At 56.5% G+C, this 26074-nt stretch carries 17 protein-coding genes and 7 pseudogenes; 8 read left to right on the top strand and 16 right to left on the bottom strand.

All coding sequences use genetic code 11. The features are described from left to right. Window positions 1–96: 96 nt before the first annotated feature. Window positions 97–1134 (top strand): patatin-like phospholipase family protein, encoded by a 1038-nt coding sequence (locus AC1D1M_RS07115; RefSeq protein WP_223543552.1) that lies wholly within the window; start codon window positions 97–99, stop codon window positions 1132–1134. Window positions 1135–1294: 160 nt separating this feature from the next. On the opposite strand, the gene AC1D1M_RS07120 is transcribed toward AC1D1M_RS07115, so the two are convergent. The 6 genes from AC1D1M_RS07120 to kdpF all read right to left on the bottom strand — a co-directional run bounded on the left by AC1D1M_RS07120 (window position 1295) and on the right by kdpF (window position 9355). Next, window positions 1295–1984, bottom strand: coding sequence for a response regulator (locus tag AC1D1M_RS07120; protein ID WP_477775083.1), 690 nt, complete (start codon window positions 1982–1984; stop codon window positions 1295–1297). Window positions 1985–2032: 48 nt separating this feature from the next. After that, window positions 2033–4684 carry a DUF4118 domain-containing protein gene (locus AC1D1M_RS07125; protein ID WP_477775084.1) on the bottom strand — a complete coding sequence of 884 codons (2652 nt, stop codon included), beginning with the start codon at window positions 4682–4684 and terminating at the stop codon, window positions 2033–2035. A gap of 120 nt (window positions 4685–4804) precedes the next feature. After that, on the bottom strand, window positions 4805–5350 hold the full coding sequence (gene kdpC, locus AC1D1M_RS07130; protein WP_477775085.1) for a potassium-transporting ATPase subunit KdpC: 546 nt from the start codon (window positions 5348–5350) through the stop codon (window positions 4805–4807). A 144-nt stretch (window positions 5351–5494) separates the two neighbouring features. Further along, window positions 5495–7552, bottom strand: a complete 2058-nt coding sequence (gene kdpB, locus AC1D1M_RS07135) for a potassium-transporting ATPase subunit KdpB (RefSeq protein WP_477775086.1) — start codon at window positions 7550–7552, stop codon at window positions 5495–5497. Window positions 7553–7562: 10 nt separating this feature from the next. Next, entirely contained in the window at window positions 7563–9257 is a 1695-nt protein-coding gene (kdpA, locus tag AC1D1M_RS07140) for a potassium-transporting ATPase subunit KdpA (protein WP_477775087.1), read from the bottom strand. A gap of 8 nt (window positions 9258–9265) precedes the next feature. Beyond that, the gene (gene kdpF / locus AC1D1M_RS07145; RefSeq protein WP_007899818.1) at window positions 9266–9355 is read right to left on the bottom strand and encodes a K(+)-transporting ATPase subunit F; all 90 of its coding nucleotides are present in this window, start codon (window positions 9353–9355) and stop codon (window positions 9266–9268) included. 327 nt (window positions 9356–9682) lie between these two features. Between kdpF and eat the strand changes: the two genes are divergently transcribed. The 3 genes from eat to AC1D1M_RS07160 all read left to right on the top strand — a co-directional run bounded on the left by eat (window position 9683) and on the right by AC1D1M_RS07160 (window position 12189). Continuing rightward, window positions 9683–11047 (top strand): ethanolamine permease, encoded by a 1365-nt coding sequence (gene eat, locus AC1D1M_RS07150; RefSeq protein ID WP_477775088.1) that lies wholly within the window; start codon window positions 9683–9685, stop codon window positions 11045–11047. Window positions 11048–11171: 124 nt separating this feature from the next. After that, window positions 11172–11339 (top strand): DUF2897 family protein, encoded by a 168-nt coding sequence (locus tag AC1D1M_RS07155; protein ID WP_003183831.1) that lies wholly within the window; start codon window positions 11172–11174, stop codon window positions 11337–11339. 292 nt (window positions 11340–11631) lie between these two features. Beyond that, window positions 11632–12189, top strand: coding sequence for a TetR/AcrR family transcriptional regulator (locus AC1D1M_RS07160; protein WP_477775089.1), 558 nt, complete (start codon window positions 11632–11634; stop codon window positions 12187–12189). Here AC1D1M_RS07160 and fabF read toward each other — a convergent pair. From fabF to AC1D1M_RS07190, 6 genes and pseudogenes are all read right to left on the bottom strand, one after another. Next, a complete protein-coding gene (gene fabF / locus AC1D1M_RS07165) occupies window positions 12186–13460 on the bottom strand; it encodes a beta-ketoacyl-ACP synthase II (protein WP_477775090.1) in 1275 nt (424 codons plus the stop codon). The genes AC1D1M_RS07160 and fabF overlap by 4 nt on opposite strands. Before the next feature lie 32 nt (window positions 13461–13492). Continuing rightward, window positions 13493–14287 carry an SDR family NAD(P)-dependent oxidoreductase gene (locus AC1D1M_RS07170; protein WP_477775091.1) on the bottom strand — a complete coding sequence of 265 codons (795 nt, stop codon included), beginning with the start codon at window positions 14285–14287 and terminating at the stop codon, window positions 13493–13495. Window positions 14288–14491: 204 nt separating this feature from the next. Next, on the bottom strand, window positions 14492–14827 hold the full coding sequence (locus tag AC1D1M_RS07175; RefSeq protein ID WP_150753925.1) for a ComEA family DNA-binding protein: 336 nt from the start codon (window positions 14825–14827) through the stop codon (window positions 14492–14494). Window positions 14828–15059: 232 nt separating this feature from the next. Continuing rightward, a pseudogene (gene tnpC / locus AC1D1M_RS07180) lies at window positions 15060–15884 on the bottom strand (IS66 family transposase); the annotation flags it as partial. 237 nt (window positions 15885–16121) lie between these two features. Continuing rightward, window positions 16122–17213 carry an EpsG family protein gene (locus AC1D1M_RS07185; RefSeq protein ID WP_477775092.1) on the bottom strand — a complete coding sequence of 364 codons (1092 nt, stop codon included), beginning with the start codon at window positions 17211–17213 and terminating at the stop codon, window positions 16122–16124. Window positions 17214–17446: 233 nt separating this feature from the next. After that, window positions 17447–17833 (bottom strand): annotated as a pseudogene (locus tag AC1D1M_RS07190) (MBL fold metallo-hydrolase); the annotation flags it as partial. A gap of 56 nt (window positions 17834–17889) precedes the next feature. Here AC1D1M_RS07190 and AC1D1M_RS07195 point away from each other — a divergent pair. Further along, a pseudogene (locus AC1D1M_RS07195) lies at window positions 17890–18470 on the top strand (IS3 family transposase); the annotation flags it as partial. A 262-nt stretch (window positions 18471–18732) separates the two neighbouring features. On the opposite strand, the pseudogene AC1D1M_RS07200 reads toward AC1D1M_RS07195, so the two are convergent. Next, window positions 18733–18831: pseudogene (locus AC1D1M_RS07200) on the bottom strand (IS3 family transposase); the annotation flags it as partial. A gap of 131 nt (window positions 18832–18962) precedes the next feature. Here AC1D1M_RS07200 and AC1D1M_RS07205 point away from each other — a divergent pair. Together AC1D1M_RS07205 and AC1D1M_RS07210 are read left to right on the top strand one after the other, a co-directional pair. Beyond that, window positions 18963–21947 carry a family 78 glycoside hydrolase catalytic domain gene (locus AC1D1M_RS07205; protein ID WP_477775093.1) on the top strand — a complete coding sequence of 995 codons (2985 nt, stop codon included), beginning with the start codon at window positions 18963–18965 and terminating at the stop codon, window positions 21945–21947. A gap of 96 nt (window positions 21948–22043) precedes the next feature. Then, window positions 22044–22151 (top strand): annotated as a pseudogene (locus AC1D1M_RS07210) (DDE-type integrase/transposase/recombinase); the annotation flags it as partial. Window positions 22152–22182: 31 nt separating this feature from the next. On the opposite strand, the pseudogene AC1D1M_RS07215 reads toward AC1D1M_RS07210, so the two are convergent. Next, window positions 22183–22301 (bottom strand): annotated as a pseudogene (locus AC1D1M_RS07215) (IS3 family transposase); the annotation flags it as partial. A gap of 183 nt (window positions 22302–22484) precedes the next feature. On the opposite strand from AC1D1M_RS07215, the pseudogene AC1D1M_RS07220 reads away from it, so the two are divergent. After that, a pseudogene (locus AC1D1M_RS07220) lies at window positions 22485–22817 on the top strand (dTDP-4-dehydrorhamnose 3,5-epimerase family protein). 126 nt (window positions 22818–22943) lie between these two features. Here AC1D1M_RS07220 and AC1D1M_RS07225 read toward each other — a convergent pair. Together AC1D1M_RS07225 and AC1D1M_RS07230 are read right to left on the bottom strand one after the other, a co-directional pair. Next, the gene (locus tag AC1D1M_RS07225; protein ID WP_477775274.1) at window positions 22944–24938 is read right to left on the bottom strand and encodes a polysaccharide biosynthesis protein; all 1995 of its coding nucleotides are present in this window, start codon (window positions 24936–24938) and stop codon (window positions 22944–22946) included. A 99-nt stretch (window positions 24939–25037) separates the two neighbouring features. Continuing rightward, entirely contained in the window at window positions 25038–26072 is a 1035-nt protein-coding gene (locus AC1D1M_RS07230) for an MraY family glycosyltransferase (protein ID WP_477775094.1), read from the bottom strand. Between the last annotated feature and the right edge of the window lie 2 nt (window positions 26073–26074).

The raw sequence follows: 26074 nt of genomic DNA on the forward strand, positions 1-26074 counted from the left end.
CGAAAATACGACGCTCTTGCCCCATCGAACGACCATGGCGATTGAAGCATGCCCCTCGATGGGTGCATTGTTGAATCATTCAAGCGAGGGCGATCCATGAAAAAGCGTGTCGCACTGGTATTGGGCTCGGGTGGAGCCCGGGGTTATGCACATATTGGGGTCATCGAAGAGATCGAACGGCGCGGCTATGACATTGCCTGTATCGCCGGTTGCTCCATGGGCGCGGTGGTGGGCGGGATCTACGCCGCCGGCAAACTCAATGATTACCGCGACTGGATCGAGAGCCTGGATTATCTCGACGTGTTGCGTCTGGTGGACGTCAGTTTTCGTCTGGGGGCGATTCGTGGCGAGAAAGTCTTCGGGCAGATCCGCAAGATCGTCGGCGAGATCAACATCGAAGATTTGCGTATCCCCTACACCGCCGTTGCCACCGACCTGACCAACCAGCAGGAAATCTGGTTCCAGGAAGGTTGCCTGCATCAGGCCATGCGCGCCTCGGCAGCGATTCCCAGCCTGTTTACCCCGGTGATGCAGGGCAACCGCATGCTGGTGGATGGCGGCATTCTCAACCCGCTACCGATCGTGCCTGTAGTGTCGAGCCATTGCGATTTGATCATCGCGGTCAACCTCAACTCCACCAACCAGCGCCACTATCAATTGCCGGTCATCCAGCGTCCCGCCGCCTTCAAGACCCGCTTCGACAGCCTGATCAACTCCGTCGGCTCTAAGTTGCCGTTCCGGCGCAAACAGGCTGAACAATTGTTGGTTCTGGAACAGGAAGCCTTGAAGGCCGAAGGTGCAGACTTCAATCCGTGGATCGAATCCGCCGAGCCCGAGGCACAGCAACCCGCGGCCGCTCCCCAAGCCAGTGGCGCCCCTCGCTCCGCCACCGGTTCGTTCATCATCGACAATGTCGGACCGGCGTCCTTGCTGGATTTGATCAACCAGAGTTTCGAGGTGATGCAGACGTCGCTGGCGCAATACAAGATTGCCGGGTATCCGCCTGACATCCTGATCAACGTGCCCAAACGCGTATGTCGGTTTTTCGAGTTCTACAAGGCGCCGGAGCTGATCGCGCTGGGACGGGAGATTGCGCGGGATACGCTGGACCGGTATGAGAATGAGCAGAATTGAACGTCTGAAAGTTCTCGATTGAATGTAAGGGCCTCATCGCGAGCAAGCTCGCTCCCACAGTGAGCCTTTAGCGTTCACAAAATGTGTGTCTGACCAGGATCCCATGTGGGAGCGAGCCTGCTCGCGATGGGGCCAGATCAGTCACAACAAAATTTCAAAACTACTCACTCAACAACCGATACCCCACCCCTGCCTCGGTCACGATAAACCTGGGTTGGGTCGGATCATCCGCGAGTTTCTGGCGCAAGTGCCCGACCACGATGCGCAGGTAATGAGTATCTTCGGTGTGAGTCGGCCCCCAGATGTCCTTGAGCAATTGCTGCTGGGTGATCACCCGCCCGGGATGCCGCGCCAGTTGCGCCAGCACAGCGTATTCCTTACGGGTCAGCGCGACTTCGATACCGTCGAGCAGCACCCGGCGATACGCCAGGTCGACCGTCAACGGACCGAAGGTCAGCGCCGCTTGTTGGACCTCGCCTGCGGGCGCCTGGCGCAACAACGCACGAATCCGCGCCAGGAATTCCTGAATGCCGAACGGCTTGGTCACGTAATCATTGGCGCCGCCATCCAGGGCCTCGACTTTCTGCCCTTCACCGGCGCGCACCGAGAGCACCAATACCGGTGCCGTCGACCACTCGCGAAAATCGCGCAATACCTGTTGGCCGTCCATGTCCGGCAAGCCGAGGTCGAGCACCAGCAAATCCGGTTTGTTCAACGCGGCTTGCGCCAATCCTTCACTGCCGGTACCCGCCTCCAGCACTTTGTAGCCCTGGGAAGCGAGGCTGATGCGCAGGAATTTGCGGATCTGCGGTTCGTCGTCGATGACCAAAATGGTCGCGGTCTGGCTCATGAATTCACATCAACGCAAAGAAGTGGCAAGAGAGTAACGCAAGCACGATCAGGCTTCACTCTCGTATCCCGGCTGAGCCTGTAGCGGCAGGTGCAGCGTGATGCAGGTGCCGCGCCCCTCGATGCCGTCGGCGACGCTGATGCGCCCGCCATGAGCACCGACCATGCCCTGACAAATCGCCAGCCCCAGCCCGGTACCCTGCCCGCCACGATCACCCCGCGCCGCGGTGTAGAACATGTCGAAAATCTTCGCCCGTTCCTCTTCCGGAATCCCCGGCCCCTCATCGCTGACCGAGAAAAACAGCTCACTGTCATCGGCCCCGGCGCGCAATTGCAAGCGCCCGTGGGGCGGCGAAAACCGCGCGGCGTTTTCCAGCACGTTGATCAGTGCCTGTTCGATCAGCGCGGCATGGACGAACAGCAGCGGCAATTGCGCCGGTACTTCGGTGCTGACCTGCAGCGACGCGAGTACCGCGCGCAAGCGATTGAGCGCACTGCCGACGATATCGGCCGGCGACACCCAGTCCCGCGCCAGCTTCAGTGCGCCGTGGCCGAGGCGTGTCATGTCGAGCAGGTTTTGGATGTAGCGGTCGAGACGTTCGGCTTCATCGCGGGTGCCTTCGAGCAGTTCACGTCGATCCTCCAGCGGGATCGCTTCACCCAGGGCCAGCAGGCTGTCAATACTGCCACGCATGGACGTCAGCGGTGTGCGCAAATCGTGGGACACCGATGCCAGCAAGGCACTGCGCAGTTGCTCGGTTTCGCCGTGCAGCCGCGCTGCTTCCAGATCATCAGCCAGTTGCGCCCGGGCCAGCGCCTGGGCCAGCGGTTGGCTCAGTGCGGTCAACAAGCGACGGCGCTGGCCGCCCAACGTCTGGCCTTCTTTGGCGCATACACCGAGCAACGCCAGCGGGCCGTTCTCCACCGATAACGGCCACCACCACCAGCGGCCGAACGGCAAGGTGCCGGTGCCCGCACCTGCCGGTTGGTCGTGCTGCCAGGCCCAATCGGCGGCGGCGCGTTCGGCTTCGGTGAACTCGAGCGGGCCACCGGTTTCGACTTTCCAGCCGTTTTGCCCATCGCGATTGAGCAGGCACAGTTGCACATCGCTCCAACCGTTGAGGTGTTGGGCGGCCGCGCTGACCACGGCCTGACGGTCGGTGGCGGCGGTGAGTTTGCGCGACAGGTCGAGCAATTCGGTGGTCTCTTCCTGGGTATCGCGCAGTGCCTGCAATTGCCTGCGCTGGCGCGCGGCGAGGTTGCCGGTGAGGGCCGCCATCAGCAAGAAAAACAGCAAGGTCAGCACGTCTTCTTCGCGCTGGATACTGAAAGAGAAATTCGGTGGAATGAACAGGAAGTCGTAGGTCAGAAACGACAGCGCAGCACAGGCCAGCGCCGGCCCGAGACTGCTGCGCACCGCCACCAGCAACACGGCGGCGAGGAACACCAGCGAGATGTTTGGCAACGGCAGAACACTCGCCACGGCCCAGGCCAGGGCGCTGGCCAGTACCGTCGCGACCACGGCCAATGCGTAGTCGAACCAGACCAGTGACTGCATCGACCGCTGATGAGGTTGATGCTGTTGGTGATCGCTGTCGAGAACGTTGATCTCCAGCCCGCGTGCATTACGCAGCAGTCGCGCCGCCAACCCGCCTCCGAACAGACGTCGGCGCAAACGTGGCCGGGACTGGCCGACCAACACCAGGCTGGCGCGGCGTTCGGCGGCATGCTGGATCAGGGTCTTCGCCACTTCACCGGCGCGCAGCAACACCACTTCGCCGCCCAGGCGCTCGGCCAGTTGCTGGGCGCTTTGCAGGCGCAGGCGCGACTGTTCGTCACGCACGCTGCCGTTGTCCACGTGCACCAGGCTCCAGGGCAGGTGCCGCCGCTGGGCCACGCGGCTGGCATGCCGCACCAGGCGTTCAGCCTGGGCATCGCCGTCGACCCCTACCAGCAAGCGCCCGCGCACAGCCGGCGCGGCTTGACCCAACTGACGATACCCCTGGGCCAGATCGTTATCGACCTGAGCCGCCGCGGTTTGCATCGCCAGTTCGCGCAGGGCCGTGAGGTTGGTCTGGGAAAAGAACGCGTCGATGGCCGCCCGCGCCTGCTCCGGCACATAGACCTTGCCATCGCGCAACCGCTCCAGCAGTTCCCGTGGCGGCAAGTCGATCAGCAGCAGTTCGTAGGCTTCCTGCAGCACCCAGTCCGGCAGGGTTTCGCGGACCTGCACGCCGGTGATGCCGCGCACCTGATCGTTGAGGCTTTCCAGATGCTGGACGTTGACCGTGGTGTACACGTCAATGCCGGCGGCGAGAAGTTCCTGAATGTCTTGCCAGCGCTTTTCGTGACGGCTGCCGGGGGCATTGGTGTGCGCCAGTTCGTCGACCAGCACTAGTTTCGGTTTGGCAAGGAGCAGACCGTCGAGATCCATTTCTTCGAGCAACACACCACGGTACTCGGAGCGTACCAATGGCTGCTGCGACAAGCCGCCGAGCAATGCTTCGGTTTCGGCCCGGCCGTGGGTTTCGACGACGCCGGCGATGACCTTCACCCCTTGGCGTAACTGGGTGTGGGCCGCTTGCAGCATGGCGTAGGTCTTGCCGACACCCGGCGCGGCGCCGAGAAACACCTTGAGCCGGCCACGGCCATCGCGGGGCAGGTCTGCTAACAGCGCGTCGGCGCGGCCGGAGTTGCTCATTTTCATTGCCTTGTTTGACTTGATAGTTGGGTGTGGCATTAAAAGATCGCAGCCTGCGGCAGCTCCTACGCCAGATGGCGTACATCCTGTAGGAGCTGGCGAAGCCTGCGATCTTTTGATCTACAGGTTTTCCAGCGCCCGATTCAACTCAAGCACGTTCACCACCGGCGGGCCTACCAGTGGCTGCTCGATGTGGGCATCCAGCAGTTGCTGCAGTGTCGCTACTGGCAGGTTGCGCGCCGTTGCGACACGCGCCAGTTGATAGGCAATCGCCGCCGGTGGCAAGTGCGGATCGAGACCGCTGCCGGACGTCGTGACCAGCGCCAATGGCACCGGCCCCTGGCCAGGCACCAGCAGTTTGTTGGCATCGTCGATCACCCGCGTGGCCAGCGCCGGGTTGCTCGGCGACAGGTTGCTGGCACTGCTCGACACGGTGGCAAAGGCACCGGCCGAAGGACGCGGGTGGAACCAGGCGTCGCCAACGAAATCCTGGGCGATCAGCGAGGAGCCACGGACCTTGCCCTCGGCATCACGCACCAGGCTGCCGTTGGCTTGATCAGGGAACGCGACCTGGGCCACGCCGGTGACCACCAGTGGATAAGCGACGCCGGTGATCAGCGTCATCAGGACCAGCAGGCTCAGGGCCGGACGTATCAATGTGGACATTTCACAATCCTCGAATTCACGGGAAAAACCTGTGGGAGCGAGTTTGCTCGCAATGGATCTGAAGGCGCCGCGTTTTGTCAGAAAGGGCGCGTTATCGTTAACCACCATCGCGAGCAAGCTCGCTCCTACAGTGGGGGTGTCAGGTCAAACCAGATGCAACGCCGTCAACAGCATGTCGATCGCCTTGATGCCCACGAACGGCACCAGAATCCCGCCCAGGCCATAGATCAGCAGATTACGTCGCAACAACGCCGCTGCACTCGCCGCATGAACCCGCACACCGCGCAGCGCCAGCGGAATCAGCACCACAATGATCAGGGCGTTGAACACGATCGCCGAGAGAATGGCGCTCTGCGGGCTGCTCAGGTGCATCACGTTGAGCACACCCAGTTGCGGGTAGATCGCGGCGAACAGCGCCGGCAGGATCGCGAAGTACTTGGCCACGTCGTTGGCGATGGAAAAGGTCGTCAGCGCACCGCGGGTGACCAGCAATTCCTTGCCGATATGCACCACGTCCAGCAGCTTGGTCGGGTCGCTGTCGAGGTCGACCATGTTGGCCGCTTCGCGCGCCGCTTGCGTGCCGTCGTTCATTGCCATGCCGACGTCGGCCTGGGCCAGGGCTGGGGCGTCGTTGGCGCCGTCGCCGCACATGGCGACCAGACGACCGTCGTTTTGCTCGTGACGAATGCGCGCCAGTTTTTTCTCCGGCGTGGCTTCGGCCAGCACATCGTCCACCCCCGCTTCAGCGGCGATGGCAGCGGCGGTCAACGGGTTGTCGCCGGTGACCATGACGGTGCGGATTCCCAGCTTGCGCAGCTCGGCGAAACGCTCGCGGATACCGGGCTTGACCACGTCCTTGAGGTGGATCGCACCGAGCAACTTGCCGTCGGCACACACCAGCAACGGGGTGCCGCCGCTTTGGGCGATCTTGTCGATTTCTCGGGACAACGGTGCAGCCAGATCAGCACGCTTGAGGCCGACGAACGCCAGCAACGAATCCACCGCGCCTTTGCGGTACACGCGCCCCTGATAGTCGACACCGGACAAGCGGGTTTCGGCGCTGAATGGCACGGCTGTCAGCACGTCAGCGGACGGTTCCGGTTGCGGATGAGTGCCGCGCAGGTACTCGACGATCGACTTGCCTTCAGCTGTGTCGTCGGCCAGCGAAGCCAGCAAAGCGCCCTCGGCCAGTTCCCTGGTTGTCACGCCAGGCGCGGCATACACCGCCGAGCAACGACGGTTACCGAAGGTGATGGTACCGGTCTTGTCCAGCAGCAGAACGTGCACGTCCCCCGCCGCTTCCACCGCACGACCGGATTTGGCGATCACGTTCAGGCGCACCAGGCGATCCATCCCGGCGATACCGATGGCCGACAGCAAACCGCCGATGGTGGTCGGAATCAACGTAACCAACAGCGCCACCAGGAACACCAGCGGCAGGCTGCCATTGGCGAAGTGGGCGAACGGTTGCAGGGTCACCACGACCAGCAGGAAGATCAGGGTCAGGCCGATCAGCAGGATGTCGAGCGCCACTTCGTTTGGAGTTTTCTGGCGTTTGGCACCTTCGACCAGGGCGATCATGCGGTCCAGAGTCGACTCGCCAGGGTTGGCGGTGATTTTCACCAGCAGCCAGTCGGACACCAGCCTTGTATTGCCGGTGACGGCTGAGCGGTCGCCGCCGGACTCGCGAATCACGGGGGCCGACTCACCGGTAATCGCCGCTTCGTTAACCGCCGCGATGCCTTCGATCACTTCGCCGTCACCGGGGATCATCTCCCCCGCTTCGACGCGCACCACATCCCCTTTGCGCAGGCTGGTGGCCGGCACCACCTGGAACGTGCCGTTGCTGGTTTTGCGCCGGGCGCTGAGGCCTTCGCTACCTGCCTTGAGGCTGTCGGCGCGGGCCTTGCCGCGACCTTCGGCCAGGGCTTCGGCGAAGTTGGCGAACAGCACGGTAAACCACAGCCACACAGCGATTTGCGCGGCGACGAAGGTCGGTACTGCCGTGTCGGGAATAAAGCACAACACGGTGGTCAGGATCGCGGTCAGTTCGACCACCAGCATCACCGGCGCACGTTGCAACTGCCGTGGGTCGAGCTTGACGAAGGCTTGCACCAGCGCCGGACGCCACAGGGCCGAGATCGCGGTTTTCGGTTGTTCCGGTGCCTTTACGGTGGCCGGTTTAATTACGGGCATATTCATCAATTAGTCCTCAGAAGCCCATACTCAGATATTCAGCAATCGGGCCCAGCGCCAGGGTCGGCAGGAAGGTCAGGCCGCCCACCAGCAAAATGGTCACGGTCAGCAGAGTCACGAACAGCGGGCCGTGAGTCGGGAAGCTGTTCTGCCCGATCGGCGCGGTTTTCTTCATCGCCAGGCTGCCGGCCAACGCCAGAACCGGGAGGATGTAACCGAAGCGACCAATCAACATGCCCAAGCCCAGCATCAGGTTGTGGAAGGGGGTGTTGGCGCCGAAGCCCGCGAAGGCGGAACCGTTGTTGGCACTGGCCGAGGTGTAGGCGTAGAGCAACTGACTGAATCCGTGAGGCCCAGGGTTGCTCACCGCGGCCACCGGGCCTGGCAGGCTGGCGGCGATCGCACCGAGCACCAGTACGCCAATCGGCATGACCATCAGGGTCACCACCAGCAGTTGCACTTCCCTGGCCTGCAGTTTCTTGCCGAGGTATTCCGGAGTACGACCGATCATCAGGCCGGCGAGGAACACCGCGATCAGCACGTTGAGCAACATGCCGTAGAGCCCGGCGCCAACGCCACCGAAGATCACTTCGCCGACCATCATGTTGACCAGCGCCACCATGCCGCTCAGCGGGTTGAGGCTGTCGTGCATACCGTTGACCGAACCGTTGGACGCGGCCGTGGTGGTTACCGACCACAACACCGTGGCAGTGGTGCCCAGGCGCGCTTCCTTGCCTTCCAGCGGCGCGGTCTGTTCGACAGCGATGTTGTTCAATGCCGGGTTCGGTTGGTATTCAGCCCACAGCGAGGTGGCGCCGCCGATCAGGAACAGCGCCAGCATGCAGGCGATGATCGCGCGGCTCTGGCGCAGGTCCTTCACGTAATGGCCGAAGGTGAATACCAGCGCGACGGGGATCAGAATGATCGACGCCATTTCGAACAGGTTGCTCCATGCCGTCGGGTTCTCGAACGGATGCGCCGAGTTCACGCCGAAGAAACCGCCACCGTTGGTGCCCAATTGCTTGATCGCAATCTGACTGGCAGCCGGTCCCAGCGGGATCACTTGGTCAACTCCCTGCATCGTCACCGCATTCACGTACTGCGCGAAGGTTTGCGGCACGCCCTGCCAGACCAGATACAGTGCCAGCAGCAGGCACAGCGGCAGCAAGCCGTAGAGGGTGGCGCGGGTCATGTCGACCCAGAAGTTGCCAAGCGATGCAGTGGATTTGCGAGCGATGCCGCGGCACAGCGCAACCAGTACGGCCAGGCCGGTGGCGGCACTGACGAAGTTCTGCACGGTGAGGCCGACCATCTGGCTCAGATCGCTCAAGGACGCTTCGCCGCTGTAGGCCTGCCAGTTGGTGTTGGTCATGAAGCTGACGGCAGTGTTGAACGCCAGCGTCCACTCCTGGCCCGGCAGGTTTTGAGGGTTCAGCGGCAAGTGGCCCTGGAGCAACAGGATCGAGAACAGCAGCAGGAAACCCGCGAGATTGAAGGCGAGCAAGGCCAAGGCGTATTTCTGCCAGCTCTGTTCAGTTTGCGGGTCAACCCCAGCCAGCCGGTAACAGCCACGTTCGACCGGCCCGAGGACCGGCGACAGCCACGTGCGCTGACCTTCCATTACCTTGTAGTAGAAGCGCCCGAGAAACGGCGCCGGGACCAATACCAGGGCGAAAAAACCAAGGATCAGCCAATAGTCATAACTGTGCATAGCCGCTCCTAGTTCCGGTCCGCGCGCAACAGCGCAACCAACAGATAAATGAACAGCCCCACTGCCAGCAGCAGCGACACCCCGTCCAGAACGCTCATGGAAGTTCTCCGTGTTACGGCGTATTGCCGCGTGTGGAGTCATTGTCGGAAAGGAGGCTGTAAAGGAACGAGATCGAGGGTGCGCGCGGGGCATAAAGAAAGCGTAAAGAGTGGGTTTATGCTGGGGTTACAGCGGTGTCTGGACGGGCCTCTTCGCGGCATTACTGGCACCCATGCCCCCTGCTGAAGCACCAAAATGCGTGCATCCAGCACCAAACATCCCCGATACGACGTGTTTTTACGCTTTACGACTGCTATCACAACACTGGCACGCCCACTGCAGACGCCCTCCTCTCGAGCATTCCAAACCGTTCAGGGAGCAACTGCATGAACACACAACTCAAACCCACACTCGGCACGTTGCACCTGTGGGGCATTGCCGTCGGGCTAGTGATTTCCGGTGAGTATTTCGGCTGGAGTTACGGCTGGGGCGTCGCGGGCACACTGGGTTTTCTGGTGACCTCGTTGATGGTCGCCACCATGTACACCTGCTTCATCTTCAGCTTCACCGAACTGACCACGGCGATTCCCCATGCCGGTGGTCCCTTTGCCTACAGTCGCCGCGCGTTTGGCGAAAAAGGCGGGCTGATCGCCGGGTTGGCGACGCTGATCGAATTCGTCTTCGCGCCGCCAGCGATTGCTCTGGCGATTGGTGCTTACCTGAACGTGCAGTTTCCCGCTCTCGATCCAAAACACGCGGCAGTCGGTGCCTACATCGTGTTCATGGGCCTGAACATTCTCGGGGTGAAACTCGCAGCGACGTTCGAATTGGTGGTTTGCGTACTGGCCGTGGCCGAACTGTTGGTGTTCATGGGCGTGGTTGCACCAGCGTTCAGCTTCAGCAACTTCGCATTGAATGGCTGGGCCGGCTCCGATGTATTCGGTGCCCCGGCGATCGCCGGGATGTTCGCGGCCATTCCGTTCGCCATCTGGTTCTTCCTCGCCATCGAAGGGGCCGCCATGGCCGCCGAAGAAGCCAAGGACCCGAAACGGACGATTCCCAAAGCATACATCAGCGGGATTCTAACCCTGGTATTGCTGGCCATGGGCGTGATGTTCTTTGCCGGCGGCGTGGGCGACTGGCGCACCCTGTCGAACATCAACGACCCACTGCCTCAAGCGATGAAAACCGTGGTCGGTGAAAGCTCCGGGTGGCTGCACATGCTGGTGTGGATCGGCCTGTTCGGCCTGGTGGCGAGTTTCCACGGGATTATTCTCGGCTACTCGCGGCAGTTCTTCGCGCTGGCCCGGGCCGGTTATCTGCCGGCCTCCCTGGCCAAACTGTCGCGCTTCCAGACGCCGCACCGGGCAATCATCGTTGGCGGTGTGATCGGTATCGCGGCGATTTACAGTGACGGCTTGATCAACCTCGGCGGTATGACGTTGACAGCGGCAATGATCACTATGGCAGTGTTCGGCGCCATCGTGATGTACATCATGAGCATGCTCAGCCTGTTCAAACTGCGTAAAACCGAACCGAACCTGGAGCGTACGTTCCGTGCGCCATGCTACCCGCTTGTGCCGATGATCGCGTTGCTGCTGGCAGTGGTCTGCCTGGTGGCGATGGCCTGGTTCAACACCTTGATCGGGCTGATCTTCCTCGGCTTCATGGCAGTGGGTTTCGTGTACTTCCTGCTGACCGCGCAGTTGCGCGCGGATGCGCCGGCGGACGCGATGTTGACCGGGCTATAAACAGCTCAGGTGCGTTTGGCCTATAAGGCATAGAATGAAACCACTGCGAAAATCCATCGCTCAAAGTGGTATGCACGATCGATTGGCGAACTCCGTCAATCGGCCTGCCCTCAAGGAGAGCCCTATGCCCTGGTATGCCTGGTTGATTCTGATCGTTGCAATCGGCTCGATTGTTGGCGGTTTGATGATGTTGCGCGACACCGCCAACAAGGTCGAACTGACCGATGAGCAACGTAAGCGCGTCGCTGAACGCAATGCGGAAATGGATGCCAAGGAAGCGAAGGACCGCTAACCCGACAACCCTGTCATTCTCAGTGAATGACAGGGTTTTGTTTATCTGGCGTTGTAGGCAAACACCTGATTTTTCTCCACCAGCGTCATGTCAACCAAGGACTTTCCCTTGCTGATGTACTTCGCCTTATGATTGCCCAATAAACTTTGGTAAAGGAGTAGTCATTATTTTTGACAAGTCTTTGACGCTTTTAGAGCCCCGTTAGACGCATCTGCATGCTGTTTAGAAGTAGAAGTACAGTCACCATCCCATTTTCATTGGTTAAGATGGCGCATTGTTGCGGAGATTTCAGATGCGTTACTCGCAGGACCATAAAGCCCAGACCCACAAGCGCATCATCAAGGAAGCTTCAGCGCGATTCCGTCGGGACGGTATTGGGGCGACTGGCTTGCAACCGCTGATGAAAGCGCTGGGGTTGACCCACGGAGGCTTTTACTCGCACTTCAAATCCAAAGACGAACTGGTTGAAAAGGCGTTGCAAGCGGCTGGCGATCAGGTCGAAGCGGTGTGTGCCGAGCTGTTCGCCCAGGATCGCCCACTGGATGCCTTCATCGACGCTTATTTGTCCGAATGGCACCAGACCTCACCTCATGAAGGCTGCCCGTTGCCAACCATGTCATCAGAACTTGGTTTGCGCGGGCAGCCAAGTCCGACCTCGGACGTAGTGTTGAACGCACGACTCCAACAAATAGAAGACACCCTTGAAGGCGAGGATGCCGCGGATCAGAGCATCGTCATCATGTCCGCACTGGTCGGCGCATTGCTGCTCTCGCGTAGCGTCGAAAACCCGGAACTGGCCCAGCGGATTCTCGACGTAACGCGCGCGTTTCTTAAACAACCCCAGGGCTAATCCTGCCAGCGCTTGAACAATACGCTGGCATTGACTCCGCCGAACCCGAAGCCGTTGGACAGCGCATACTCGATAGCCATGGACCGCGCCTGACCGTGGACGATGTCCACGCCTTGCGCCGCCGGGTCCGGACTATCGAAATTCAGTGTGGCCGGCACGATCTGATCACGAATCGCCAACAGCGTGAAGATCGCCTCAATCCCGCCGGCCGCTCCGAGCAGATGCCCTGTCGCCGATTTGGTCGACGTCACCGCCACCTTGTTGTCTGTACCGAACAACGACTTGATAGCGGCCAACTCGCCGAGGTCGCCAACCGGAGTCGACGTAGCGTGCGCATTGAGATGTTGCACCTGAGCCGCTGAAATACCAGCCTGCGCCAATGCCAGCGACATCGCGCGGCGCGCACCGCTGCCATCTTCGGGGCCTGCGGTCAGGTGAAAGGCGTCAGCACTGGTGCCATAGCCGACCAACTCGGCTAAGGGTTGAGCCCCGCGCGCCAAGGCATGCTCCAGGGATTCAATCACCAGAAGTCCCGCCCCCTCCCCCATCACAAAGCCGTCGCGATCACTGTCGAACGGCCGAGAAGCCCGCTCAGGCGTTTCGTTGTAACCACTGGACAAGGCACGCGCCGCCGCGAACCCGGCAAGACTGACCCGATCGATCGCGGCCTCCGAGCCGCCACACACGGCAATATCCGCTTCGCCGCAACGAATCAGACGCGCCGCATCTCCAATCGCTTGCACCCCGGCCGCACACGCAGTCACCGGAGCACCCAACGGGCCTTTGAATCCGTACTGGATCGACACATGACCCGCCGCGAGATTGACCAGGAACGACGGAATAGTGAAGGGCGACAGTCGCCGAGGTCCACGGCTGTCAGTGGTGCGCACCGCATCGGCAATCGCGCCGAACCCACCGACCCCAGAACCGATAATGGTTGCCGTGCGTTCCTGGGCTTGCGGGTCCAGCGCTTGCCAACCGGCCTGCTCCAACGCCTGCCGTGCGGCCTCCATGGCAAACAGAATGAAGCGGTCCATCTTCTTCTGCTCTTTGGGTGGCGTTGCTCGATCCGGGTCAAAACCCGCCTCGGGATCTTCCGCCACGGTGAGTACCGTGCCACCAACCTTGGCCGGCAGATCGGCAACCACCTCTTCAGGTAAATTACGCAGCCCGGAACGCCCGGCCAGCAAACGCTCCCAGACAGCTTCAACACCGCTACCCAGCGGAGACACCAGGCCCATGCCGGTGACAACTACTCGACGATCACTCATGTCGCAAATACCTCAAGCCGATGGAAGGCGCCTCATTTGTAACGTGCGGCGGCCGTACTTTTGGAAAGATTCGGCGCCATGACATGACGCGCTGCAACGAAAGCATCCCACTCGCCGGCATCCGGCAACGAAGGAATGGTGATGAGCTCTCCTTGGTCCAGACCCGAGAGCGCCGCGTCGACCATTTCATCCGCTTCCATGACCATGTCCGCCGGAATCTGGCTAGCGTCGATACCGGAGCGTTCCCAGATCTCGGTGCGAGTCACGCCTGGCAACACAGCTTGAACCTTGACCCCGGAGCCATCCAGTTCGGCATTCAAGGACTGCGTCAGGCTTAACACATACGCTTTACTGGCGCTGTAGGTCGCATTGAAGCGCTCGGGAAACAACGCCACCACCGACGCTATATTGATGATAGAACCCCGGCCTGCCTTGGCAAAACTGGCGGCTGCCGCCGATGCCAGGCGTGTGACCGTGGTGACGTTCAGTTGAATCAGGTTTTCCAGCTGCTCCATGTCGGCATTCGCCAGCAAGCCATCCGCCGCGACGCCGGCGTTGTTTAGCAACAGGCTGATACTCGAATCGCTGCGAAGACGCTGTTCGATCTTCAGTACATCATCCTTTTGTGTCAGATCTGCCTTGAGCACTTCCACCTGAACACCGTGCTCGGCGCGCAATTTGGTCGCGGCCGCCTCAAGCCGCCGCTCGTCACGAGCAACCAACAACAAATCAAAACCACGCGCTGCCAACCGCTCAGCGTAAATCGCACCGATACCGGAAGATGCACCGGTAACGAGGGCAGTACCTTGGGACTGGGTGGAAGTCATGACTATGCTCCTGGGGATGTTTAGGGGAAACGAGCGCCTGAATGCCTGTACGCTTTAGCGAACTACAAATGGATTATAGGCATAATTTAAACAATATATGATAGTCATAATTTTTTGTTGACCGATAAAAGGCGCTGCACTGACCCTTTCGCCAGAAAGCAAAAAGGCCGGTCAATGACCGGCCCCTGGCGTTGAGATACAAGCTTAGTTCACGTGGAGCTTCTCGCGGTTCTTGTCCAGAATCGCTTTACCTATCCCCTTCACTTCCAGCAGTTCGTCTATGGAGGAAAATGGCCCATTACTTTCACGATAAGCAACAATCGCCTTGGCTTTGGCCTCTCCGATACCGGTCAACTCGCGCTGCAGTGTCGGGGCATCGGCTGCATTGAGATCGACTTTGCCGGACTGTGTCTTAGGGGAAACCTCCAGCACCAGAGGCGCGTTGCCTGATTCGGGCTTCGCCGCAGGTGCGGCAATTGTGGCAACAGAAGCGCTGGTGAGCAGGGCAAAAACCAGAGAGTAGAAATAGCCAGTACGCATAATTGAAGCTCCATGACATCGTTTTAGAAAGCAGCTTTTCCGAAGCTGCCTTCCAAACTTAGGCGATGGGTAGATCTTGTCAAAAATGTGTCTGTTGCAGGATGCGAAACAATCATATGCAATCCATAAAGCACACGTACCGTCAGGTGCGCTCCTCGTCTCCCATGGCATTTCTGGTGAGCAGTTCGTACGCGATCCATAAACCCCACCTACTTCAGGATGGGGTTCTGGTTTACCGTGGCATTTCCGGTGAGCAGTTCCACGGCAGTAGCGCTTCGTAGTCGGCCACCGACTGCGCATGTGGCAGTCGCTCCAGTACGTGGCGCAGCCACGTATAGGGTTCCTGGCCGTTGACCTTGGCGGTCTCGACCAAGCTGTAGATCTGGGCACTGGCCGTAGCGCCTTCAGGCGTATCGCTGAACAGCCATGCCTTGCGCCCGATCACGAACGGCTTTATCGCTCGTTCGGCGGAGTTGTTGTCGATCGGTAAAAAACCGGCCTCCACGTAACGTTCCAGCCGGCTCCAGTTGCTGGCCAGATAATTCACGGCCTTGCCCAGCACACTATGTGGCGTCACATGTGGTTGCGTTTTCTCCAGCCAGCTTTTCAACTGACCCAGGATCGGCAAGCTCTTTTCCTGACGGCCAACAAAACGCTGTTCATCGCTGGCGTCCTTGAGTTCGCGCTTGATGCCATACAACTTGTTAATCATGGTCAGCGCGATATCGGCACGCCCCGTCTTGCCCTTGGGTTGCATTTTTTGCGCATCGACGAACTTGCGCCGGACATGGGCCATGCACGCCAGGCGTTCCACCCCTGGTTGCAACGCCAACGCGTTATAACCTGCGTAATCGTCGGTTATCACGTAGCCGCGATAACTTTCCAGCAAGCGCAACGGCACTTCCTGCGCACGGCTGAAGGCGTAGTCGAACAGCACGACTTTTCGATCCGGCGGGCCGCTGGCCTGCACCCACATCCAGGACTGGCTGGTCGGATCTCGATCCGGTTCTTTGAGTACCTGGACGCGAGCCTCATCACAGTGGATGACTGGACTTTCGTAAGGGATCCATGAACCCACATTCAAAGCCGTCATCTGATCTCCGATGCTGTGCTCCCGAATTCTCTCAGGAGCCAGCACGTCATGATGCGACCCGACGTCAAAAGGAATCTCCCTCAATATTGAATCAAGCTAATCCAAGATAGAATCTTTGCCATTATACCTAGCAATACAAACACTAATCATGAAGACCCCATCTAGAACAAAAATGCAAATTACATTGCTTCCCTGCTACTATCATTTGACATTCCGATCTATATGAGCATCGAGAGCCTCATAAAATCTTCGCTCTCCATCTCCCCTATCAACACTCAAAGCTTCGGAAATCACATTCTGATAGGGCACATATGAGACAAATGCAGGATCCAGCAAAAATTTCGCCAAAACCGATAACGAAATAAGCATGAGGACCAAGGTTTCCAACATAAACCCACGCCTTACAAAATTAAGCGAAATATAAACAGCCTGAATTAAAACCGTGACAACTTGGTATCTATTCCAAAAAACAGGTAAAAACCACATACCAACCTGAAGAGCAAGCAGTATAAGCGTACTCCACTTGGCAAGATTCAGTAACAGCGATTCAAATCGATCCCTAAACAAGCAAATCATAAAAAAACCATTTAACGCCACATAAAACAAAGAGCCGATAGACATATCAGATTGAACAGACCTTTCAGCATAAAACAACAATTTCTCAGAGAAAGGAATGTAAGAAAATAGCCCCGAATCTAACAAATAATTAAAGCTCAAACCAAACACAACGCCGGCTGACAAAATCAGAAAAGCCATGCGCGCCTTTAACTCAACCCCCGACAATAGCAATAAAGGCATAAAAACAAGCGAGAAGGAATGAAAGCCAACAGACAAGCAAGTGTAAAATATAGATTTAAACTTATCCTTTTCAAGCCAAAACATCACCGCAAGTAACACCAATGAAATCGAAAGCGAAAACCTTATCGTCGCCATATTTGTTGCCAAGTACGTCCAACAAAAACAAATAGCTCCAACACCAGAAAACCCGGCGCCAAAAAACCTACAAAACCTGTGAAGAATAAAGCCATTAAAAACAGACACCAAAAATAAGAACACTTGAAAGCTTACAACCTGGCTGCATATAAATGTAACGGCCAAATATAGCGGCTCAAATGACGACTCATGAACAAATGCAAAAAAATCAGAAAGCTCAATACTCTCGTAATCCTGCTTGTATATAAGCCAATCATTACCGGTCTCAAACCTGAGACCCGAAAACAAAACAAACAATAACAACGCACAAAAATCCAGAGCCCGACTATCCCGGCTGTCCTGGCCCAAGCTTATAGACATAAGAAACAAAATCCACAACGCCAAGCTTACTGAAAAATATGCAATCACTTCACTCGCCCGCCTTACACTTGACAATAAACTTCGAAAAACAAAATAAAAAATATAGCAAATTAACAAGCCAGATCATCAATTCAAGCTCTCAAGATTTAAGGAATTCTGTATATACAAAATAAAATAAAACACTGAAAAGCCAACAATCAGAGAATAGTAAAGTGAGTATTTACTGCCTAATTCACTACGCCTTTATGGTTCACATGGGCCGAATAGTCGCCTATGGTATGGACTTGTGCTCGGATGTCATAGCGTTGTTTGTGCAGTTCCACGTAACCACCGCGCTGGCCGTAGGCTTGAATGGCCCGACCCAGTGTGCCTTAGGCTCGGTAACCGACGAAGTGAACATTGTGTCGCAGGTCGTGCAGCATGGCTATCAGATAATTGACGATTCGACCGCTGCTGCACATTCCGTTCCCTGCGATGACGATGGCCGGACGAGCGGTTTCCGTCAGATGGCGAACCATCTTCAAATGTGCTTGATGGCTATCGACGGTTAGCAGTTGCTCGAAGCCCAGTTGGCAACGGCCTTGCTTGACCCACTTTAGTGCTTCTTTATCCCAAAAGGGTATAGGCCCGATGTGGTCAATTCGGGTTTCCCGGCATCGCGTGGTGATTGAAGTATAAGCAACCCGGCTCACACGCTTACAAAAAGGCGACGGTGGAGCGGCCGGACATCCCGAACGTGCTGGATCAGGAGCTCACAGTGTCGGCGCCGAATGAGGTCTGGTGCGGCGACACCACGGGCTCAGGGTCGCTGGCACACCTGGCTGCCGTGATCGATCTTTTCACCCATCGTGTGGTGGGCTGGGCGTTTTCATCGAAGCCCGATGCCGACCTGGTAATCAAGGCCTTGGACATGGCCTATGAGCAGCGTGGCTGACCTCAGAACGTGCTCTTTCACTCAGACCAAGGTAGCCAATATGCCAGCCGAAGCTTCCGCCGGCGACTCTGGCGCTATCGCTTCAAGCAGAGCATGAGTCGACGCGGGAACTGCCACGACAATACGCCGATAGAGCGGTTGTTTCGCAACCTGAAAACGGAATGGTACCGGCCGTGGGCTACATGAATGCTTCGCTGGCACATCAGGATATTGGTCGGTTTTTGATGCAACACTACAACTGGAAACGGCCACGTCAATTCAACAGCGGGCTGCCGCCCGCTGTTGCCGAGGAAAAACTTAACGCAGTGTCCGAGATTAGTTGACCACTACATATTGATTGATAGGCATATTGTATATTCGGAGCGAGTTGCCCACGTATAAATGGATACCACTACTTTGAAAATTTACCATAGCGATACAAGCTCATTCCCTACCAGGATCAATGCATTCTTATTTCCCCTCCCCCAGAGCCGTCTCGTTTGGCCCATTTGAGGTTCCCTCGGGTTTTCGCCTTCCAAAGGGCGGTGGTTGTGCTACTCTTTTCTCCGCTTGTTGCTCAAGGCGCCAGTCACTGAGCAACTGACAGGGAGAGCGGTAGCCCAGGGTCGAATGCAGGCGCTTGCGGTTGTAGAAAACCTCAATGTACTCGAAGGCCACGGCCCGCATTCCATCGCGCGTCTGGAATCCAGGCGTATCTACTAGGCCGGCGTTCGAGATAAAAATCTTAGCAAATGAAAAATCGAGGACTTATTCCCATCTTTCTTCTCGCGGCTTTTCTGTGGTTTTGCACTGTTACATCAAGTGCCACGGAGACCGTGAAAGTTGAAAGCGTTTCTATCGAAAATGCCAAAACTTCGCTAGGCATTGACACTCCGACCCCAAGATTCAGTTGGGTGATTGCATCGAACGAGCGCAACCAGAAACAGACCTTCTATCAAATCCGAGTTGCATCACGTCCAGAGAAACTTCGTGACGCGGATGTTTGGGATAGTGGCAAGATCGCCGACGAGCGATCGCAATTTGTTCCGTATGCCGGTGCGCCTCTACGTTCACGTACAAGGTATTTTTGGACGGTCCGCGTCTGGGATGCTCAGGGCCAACCATCTGCCTGGAGCAAACCTTCCTCGTGGGAAATGGGATTGTTGACCGCTACCGACTGGAAAGCGCAATGGATCGGCCGTGGTGGCGTAGTGCCCATGCCTCCGGATCTTATCAAATCGCAACTTCCCGCCACTCCGGCCCAACTCAAGCCAGGTGAAAGTCAAGGTCAGAGTTTCACTACCGATCACTCTATCGCGTCAGTCAGCGCAGAGGTTCCGACCTTCAAGACTAGAAATACCAGCTTTACCCTCTCGTTAAGAAAAAACGGGCCCGACGGTGAACTAGTGACAAAACGGCGCATCGAGAACCACACGGATAATGAATGGGCAACCCTGAAGCTCGACAGCCCCCTCCCGCCTGGAAAATATTATCTCGAACAATCTGAGGTCGTCGGCGACGCGGGATGGTACACATACCTTGACAGCACTTATACGTTTGGAGAAGCCTACGCCAATGCGATGGAAATTTCGGGAGACCGCAAGACAAAATGGGAAATCAGCGGTTCGCGAGAACCCGATGGACTGACATCCCGATTGCGCCGAAACTTTGATGCCAGCAAGGAAATCAAACAAGCCAGGCTGTATATCACTGCACTCGGGCTGTATCGAGCTCAAATTAATGGCAAAACTGTAAGTACTGACTACTTCGCACCGGGCTGGACCGACTATCGGAAGCGGGTTCAATACCAGACCTACGACGTGACAAAACTGATCCACGCGGGCGGGAATGCAATTGCAGTCGACTTGGGCCCCGGCTGGTACGTCGGGAATGTTGGATCATTAGGTCCGAACCAGTATGGCCAGTTGCCTTACCTGCTCGCGCAACTCGAATTGCACTATACGGATGGCAGCAGTGAACTGATCGCTACGGATGACAGTTGGAAGAGTGCACTTGGGCCAATAGTTAATTCCGATCTGATAATGGGTGAACAATACGATGCCCGATTGACAACGCCCGGCTGGAATTTACCCAACTACGATGATAAAAACTGGAGGCAGGTACTGGTAGGTCCGAATGTGGAAGCCGCCCTGGTTGCGCAAGTCGACCCTCCAATTCGCGTTGACCATGAGATCAAGCCCATAAAGGTTACGCAAATCAAGCCCGGCACCTACATTTACGATATGGGTCAAAACATGGTGGGCGTCGCAAGATTGCGCACCCGAGGGAAGGCTGGGCAAGTTCTTACGCTTCGGCACGGTGAAGTCTTAAACACGGATGGCACGTTGTATACGGAAAACCTTCGTACTGCAAAAGCGACGGATCAGTACATCATGAGCGGGCAGGGAATGGAGAAATTTGAGCCCACATTCACGTTTCATGGCTTCCGATATGTCGAAGTTAGCGGCGCAACGTCTCAGCCTGAAATTGTCGGTCGTGTATTGCGGACAGCTTCACCATTGACTATCTCCTTTGATACCAATGTGCCGATGCTGAATCAGCTACAACAGAATATCTTATGGAGTCAGCGCGGGAACTTTCTCTCGGTTCCAATGGACACACCTGCGCGAGATGAGCGCTTGGGGTGGACGGGGGACCTCGCAGCATTTGCGGGTACAGCCGCCTACAATATGCAGACGTTATCTTTCCTGGAAAAATGGCTGACTGATCTTCGTGATACTCAATCGCCAACCGGGGCCTTTGCCGATGTTGCACCTACTCTCCAGGGAATCAAAAACGCTGACGCTGGCTGGGGTGACGCCGGTGTATCGGTGCCTTGGACCTTGTATGAGCGCTATGGAGACCTGCGCATACTCGAGCAAAACTTCAGTGCAATGGACAGTTGGCTTTCGTATCTAGAAAAGACCAGTACAGACTATCTTCGTCCCAGTAGCGGTTACGGTGACTGGATGAACGTGGATGATGAGACGTCAAAAGATCTCATTGCGACAGCATTCTTCGCGGATAGCGCGCATACCCTCGAAAAAGTTGCTCGCGCGCTCAATAAGGATTCCGGTCGATATGCAGATCTTTTTGCGAATATTCAAAATGCATTTAATCGTGCGTATGTCCTTCCAGATGGCAGATTGAAGTCTGACACGCAAACTGCCTATGCACTTGCGCTGACGATGGATCTCTTGCCGGCGGCATCACGGAAGCCCGCTGCAGATCGATTGGTTCAATTGATCAAGGACAAGAACTGGCACCTGTCCACAGGATTCCTCGGCACACCTCGTCTGCTACCCGCACTATCGGAAACGGGTCATGCAGACGTGGCGTACCGGCTGCTGCTTCAAAATAGCTATCCATCCTGGGGCTACCAGATCAGCAAAGGTGCAACGACGATGTGGGAGCGTTGGGACGGAATTCGGCCAGATGGGAGCTTTCAAGACAAGGTGATGAATTCATTCAACCACTACGCCTACGGGTCGATTGGAGAATGGATGTACCAAAACATCGCCGGTATCCGTCCCGTGGAGCCCGGATTTCGACGATTTGTCGTCAAACCTATCCCAGGGGGCGAGGTGCACTCGGCCAATGCCCGTTATAGATCGGGTTACGGGACGATTGCCGTGCGCTGGAATGAAGGAAGTGATCAAGGGGAGCTTTTTGTCAGTATCCCGGTGAACACGAGCGCGGAAATCTGGGTACCAAATAGGGGAGGTAGCGTTCAAAGCGATGGCGCAAATTTCGTCCGTACCGAGCCAGGATATTCGGTCTATGAGGCCGGCTCTGGAAACTACCGTTTTACCATTCATTGAATCGCCAGAGCTTCAATAGGCGAGGTTTCAGAACTCCTTTGCCCAGCAAGCTTGATTAGGCTTGCCGCATGAGTAAGCCGCTGCCAGGCAAGTGCCGACCGGCCGAATCAGGTCTGGGCCATGGATACAACCTACATCCCGATGCGCCGGGGCTTCTTCTATCTGAGCGCGGCTCTCGACTGGGCCACTCGGCGGGTGCTGGCTTGACGCCTGTCGAATATCTGTAGTGGTCAACTAATCCGGACACTGCGTTAAGCTTTTCCTCGGCAACAGCGGGCAGCACCCGCCGTTGAATTTATGTGGCCATTTCCAGTTGTAGCGTTGCATCAAAAACCGACCAATATCCGTAACCGCTCCACGAACCCCACATTCAATGCCGCGAGATGACGGCTTTGAATGTGGGGTTCATAGATCCCTTACCTTTTAACCGGGCCAGGATCGGCAGGCTTTTTTCCTGCCGTCGATAAATCGCGGCTCATCGCTGACGTCCTTGAACTCGGCTTGCACTTTCAACTTGAGATTACTCAGGGGAAACTTGTGCGCGTCACTGTCGGTGAGGTTCTCGACGTGACAGTGGATATTCGGTGCAGTTCGCCACATTTAAGCCGTTGGGTGGCGGTTCGATTGTCGGCTGAAAACCATCGTTAGCTATGGGCCCTCCGAAGGCTTCGCACACAGATTCGTAGTTCTGAGCGACTTCGCGGAGTTCTCTACAAAACTACCGACTACTACACCCCATCTGCCGAACGTTGCATTCGCTGGAGCGACCCGACGTTGGCCATCGACTGGCAGTTGAGTGAAAAGCCACAACTCTCGGCTAAAGACCAGACGGGCAAAAGCTGCAAGAGGCGGAACTGTTCCCATGAGTAGTTCCGGTCGTAACCAGGTAGTAAGGCTGAATGACACGTTAAGGAGAAGCAGCTTCTCTGAAGCTGCCTTCCAATCTCTGGAAATGCCACTCATAGTCCAAGTGGCGGGGCTATGACATAAGTCCGATCAGGGCTCGAAGCGTCGTTGTTGATAGATCCAGTCGACAATTTCACCATCTGGAGCATATCCGCTGACCGTGTCGCGCAGCAATTGACGTACTCGTACATAGTCATCCTGCTCAACTGCTGCGAGCAGTTCCGTCAGCTTGGCCTTGAGCACGTCCCAAGTCAGATGATCTTCATTGGCACTCATGATCATGGGATGTTGGGTGGAGACTACGTTGTCACCGATCAATAACTCTTCATAAAGTTTCTCGCCCGGACGCAGACCAGTAAACTCAATGGAAATGTCACCGTGTACATTTTTTTCAGAGCGAACACTCAAGCCGGAAAGATGAATCATCTTTTCCGCCAACTCCACAATTTTCACCGGCTCGCCCATGTCCAGAACAAACACGTCCCCACCCTGCCCCATTGACCCTGCTTGAATCACCAACTGTGCCGCTTCGGGAATGGTCATGAAATAACGGGTAATTTTAGGGTGAGTAACGGTGAGCGGGCCACCCGACTTGATCTGCTTGTGAAATAACGGAATCACCGAACCCGATGACCCCAGCACGTTACCAAATCGGACCATGGTAAATCGGGTTTTATTGACCCGCGACACATTGCCCGTATCACCAAAGAGCACCGGGGCCATCTCGCGGCTCAGTGCCTGCAGTGTCAATTCCGCAAGCCGCTTGGTGCTGCCCATCACATTGGTCGGACGCACGGCTTTGTCCGTGGAGATCAATACAAAGTTGGCCACACCGGCTTGGAGAGCGGCCTGGGCGGTATTGAGCGTGCCGATCACATTGTTCAGGACGCCTTCGGCAATGTTGTGCTCTACCATGGGAACGTGTTTGTAAGCAGCGGCATGGTAGACAGTGTCTACGTGCCAGGTTTTCATCACGTCCAGCAACTTGTCTGGATTGCGTACGGAACCGAGAATGGGCAACAGATGAACCGGTAGTGATTCCCGTGCGATGCGCTGCTCTAGTTCAGACAAAATGCTGTAGAGATTAAACTCACTATGATCCAGCAGTAACAACGTTGTTGGCCGCAAAGCCAGGATTTGACGGCAAAGTTCTGAACCGATTGAACCACCTGCTCCAGTAACAAGAACCGACTGCCCCTTGATGCAGTGCTCGAGCAACTCTCCCTGAGCAGGTACGGAGTCACGGCCGAGCAAGTCAGCAATGTCTACTTCCTGAATATCGTCGACCTTGACTCTACCACTCGCCAGATCCATGAAACCCGGCACACTTCGAACATGCAGCGGAAAACCTTCAAGGAATGTGAGGATCTCACGGCGACGGCCTCTGTTGGACGACGGAATCGCAAGAAGGACCTCTTGAGCACCGGTAACGTCGATCATTCGCTGGATTTGCTTGGGATTGTAGACATGCAGGCCTGAGATTATCCGCTCGGCGATGCCTTTATCATCATCAATGAATGCTACCGGGCGCATGGCCCGCCCAATGCGTAATGCCGCAACAAGCTGATTCCCTGCGGCACCAGCGCCATAAATTGCCACTCTCGGGAGACCATCATCTCGGCTCGTAAAGGGCACATGCTGAACAGCTGTAAACCAGTCTCCCAAGAAGTACTGACGCATTGCCAAACGCAAACCGCCAATCATGATCAGACTCAACCACCAGTAATTGAAGATGATCGAACGTGGGATGATATTTTGGTGGTTGCTGTACCAGTAGACGATGACCCCAAGAATCAGGGATGACAAGCTCACAGCCTTGATAATGGCGATCAGTGCGTCATTGCCGAAATAGCGCATCACAGCACGATACATGCCAAAGCGGATGAACAAAGGTATTGCAACCACTGGAGCAATCAGGAATAGCCAGGGGTGAGCAATAAACGGATTTGCCATCTCATCAATGCCAAGACGAACAACGAACGCCAGCCACAGGGCGACCCAAACCAGAACGACGTCGGCCGAAACCTGAATCAGTCGCTTCTGGCGGCGTGGTAGCCCGAGCAAATGAGCTCGTAACCTCTCCATAAACGCTTCAAACACCTTGTCCCGCTCCTAAACTGGATATGACTTGATCATTGTACCTATTCGGGCACCCACGACACCTGCTAAATCAGTATCCAAAGCTCAACCGGTGGATGTGGAGACTGAGCTTTCGAGTTCTCCTGCATGGAATTTCACAGCGAGAATGATCAGTGGGATGTACGCCATTACTAGGCCAATTGCACCATCGAGCCTCCAGTAAATCACGCAGAAAGCAATGGGGAACAACCAGAACATATTGATTGCGCCTACTGCCAGAGTTACCGGTAGATGCTTGCCGAATTGCCGTGAAGCGAACTGGTAAGCGTGACTGCGATGGGCTTCATAAACCTTGTCGCCTCGGATCATGCGACGTAATAGAGTGAACGTTGCATCGACGATGAAGACCCCTAATAGAATCAACCATGCCCAGAATAGCTCTGAAGACGTCCATGCTGCCTGGAGTGACAGCACTCCCAGTGCAATGCCGAGGAACCCACTGCCCGCATCCCCCATGAAAATGCGTGCCGGGGGAAAGTTCCAATATAGGAAACCAAGGACCGCCATAGCCAAGACCATCGGTCCCCATATCAGCGCTGGAGTCCCATTGATCCAGTAGAGGAAACACGCGCCAAGGCACACACACAAAGATTCTATGCTGGCAATTCCGTCAATCCCGTCCATGAAGTTATAAAGATTGAGGACCCAGACCAGATAAATTGCCGCCAGAATATAGCCAAACCAGTGAAGGTCCATGCTCATTCCAAAAACGACTATAGGAGGAAAGCCTCCAGTCCATAACAGTGCCCATATACCCGCACCGAAATGACCGAGCAATCGCCAACGCGCTGCTATATGACCATGGTCATCCATAAAGCCAATTAGAGCGACCAACATCCCCGCTCCGCCTACAGCAATGAGCTGCGACCACGTAACTAACCCCGCATAACCAAGAACAGGTAGCGATACGAGAAAAGCGATTACGATGGCCACTCCACCACCGCGTGGGGTTGGGATGGAGTGAGAACTTCGCGCATTGGGGATATCGATAATATTTCGACTCAGAGCATAACGACGTAACGCCGCAGTCAGCCCCAAGGAAAGAACGGCAACAGCTGGTATGAGCCACAAGTAAATCATTG

The sequence above is a fragment of the Pseudomonas sp. P1_F7 genome (genome assembly GCF_056405655.1).

Coding starts and splice junctions, on each gene's coding strand:
- AC1D1M_RS07115 (WP_223543552.1), top strand. CDS start 97: ATGAAAAAGCGTGTCGCACTGGTATTGGGCTCGGGTGGAGCCCGGGGT.
- AC1D1M_RS07120 (WP_477775083.1), bottom strand. CDS start 1,984: ATGAGCCAGACCGCGACCATTTTGGTCATCGACGACGAACCGCAGATC.
- AC1D1M_RS07125 (WP_477775084.1), bottom strand. CDS start 4,684: ATGAGCAACTCCGGCCGCGCCGACGCGCTGTTAGCAGACCTGCCCCGC.
- kdpC (WP_477775085.1), bottom strand. CDS start 5,350: ATGTCCACATTGATACGTCCGGCCCTGAGCCTGCTGGTCCTGATGACG.
- kdpB (WP_477775086.1), bottom strand. CDS start 7,552: ATGAATATGCCCGTAATTAAACCGGCCACCGTAAAGGCACCGGAACAA.
- kdpA (WP_477775087.1), bottom strand. CDS start 9,257: ATGCACAGTTATGACTATTGGCTGATCCTTGGTTTTTTCGCCCTGGTA.
- kdpF (WP_007899818.1), bottom strand. CDS start 9,355: ATGAGCGTTCTGGACGGGGTGTCGCTGCTGCTGGCAGTGGGGCTGTTC.
- eat (WP_477775088.1), top strand. CDS start 9,683: ATGAACACACAACTCAAACCCACACTCGGCACGTTGCACCTGTGGGGC.
- AC1D1M_RS07155 (WP_003183831.1), top strand. CDS start 11,172: ATGCCCTGGTATGCCTGGTTGATTCTGATCGTTGCAATCGGCTCGATT.
- AC1D1M_RS07160 (WP_477775089.1), top strand. CDS start 11,632: ATGCGTTACTCGCAGGACCATAAAGCCCAGACCCACAAGCGCATCATC.
- fabF (WP_477775090.1), bottom strand. CDS start 13,460: ATGAGTGATCGTCGAGTAGTTGTCACCGGCATGGGCCTGGTGTCTCCG.
- AC1D1M_RS07170 (WP_477775091.1), bottom strand. CDS start 14,287: ATGACTTCCACCCAGTCCCAAGGTACTGCCCTCGTTACCGGTGCATCT.
- AC1D1M_RS07175 (WP_150753925.1), bottom strand. CDS start 14,827: ATGCGTACTGGCTATTTCTACTCTCTGGTTTTTGCCCTGCTCACCAGC.
- AC1D1M_RS07185 (WP_477775092.1), bottom strand. CDS start 17,213: ATGTCTATAAGCTTGGGCCAGGACAGCCGGGATAGTCGGGCTCTGGAT.
- AC1D1M_RS07225 (WP_477775274.1), bottom strand. CDS start 24,938: ATGGAGAGGTTACGAGCTCATTTGCTCGGGCTACCACGCCGCCAGAAG.
- AC1D1M_RS07230 (WP_477775094.1), bottom strand. CDS start 26,072: ATGATTTACTTGTGGCTCATACCAGCTGTTGCCGTTCTTTCCTTGGGG.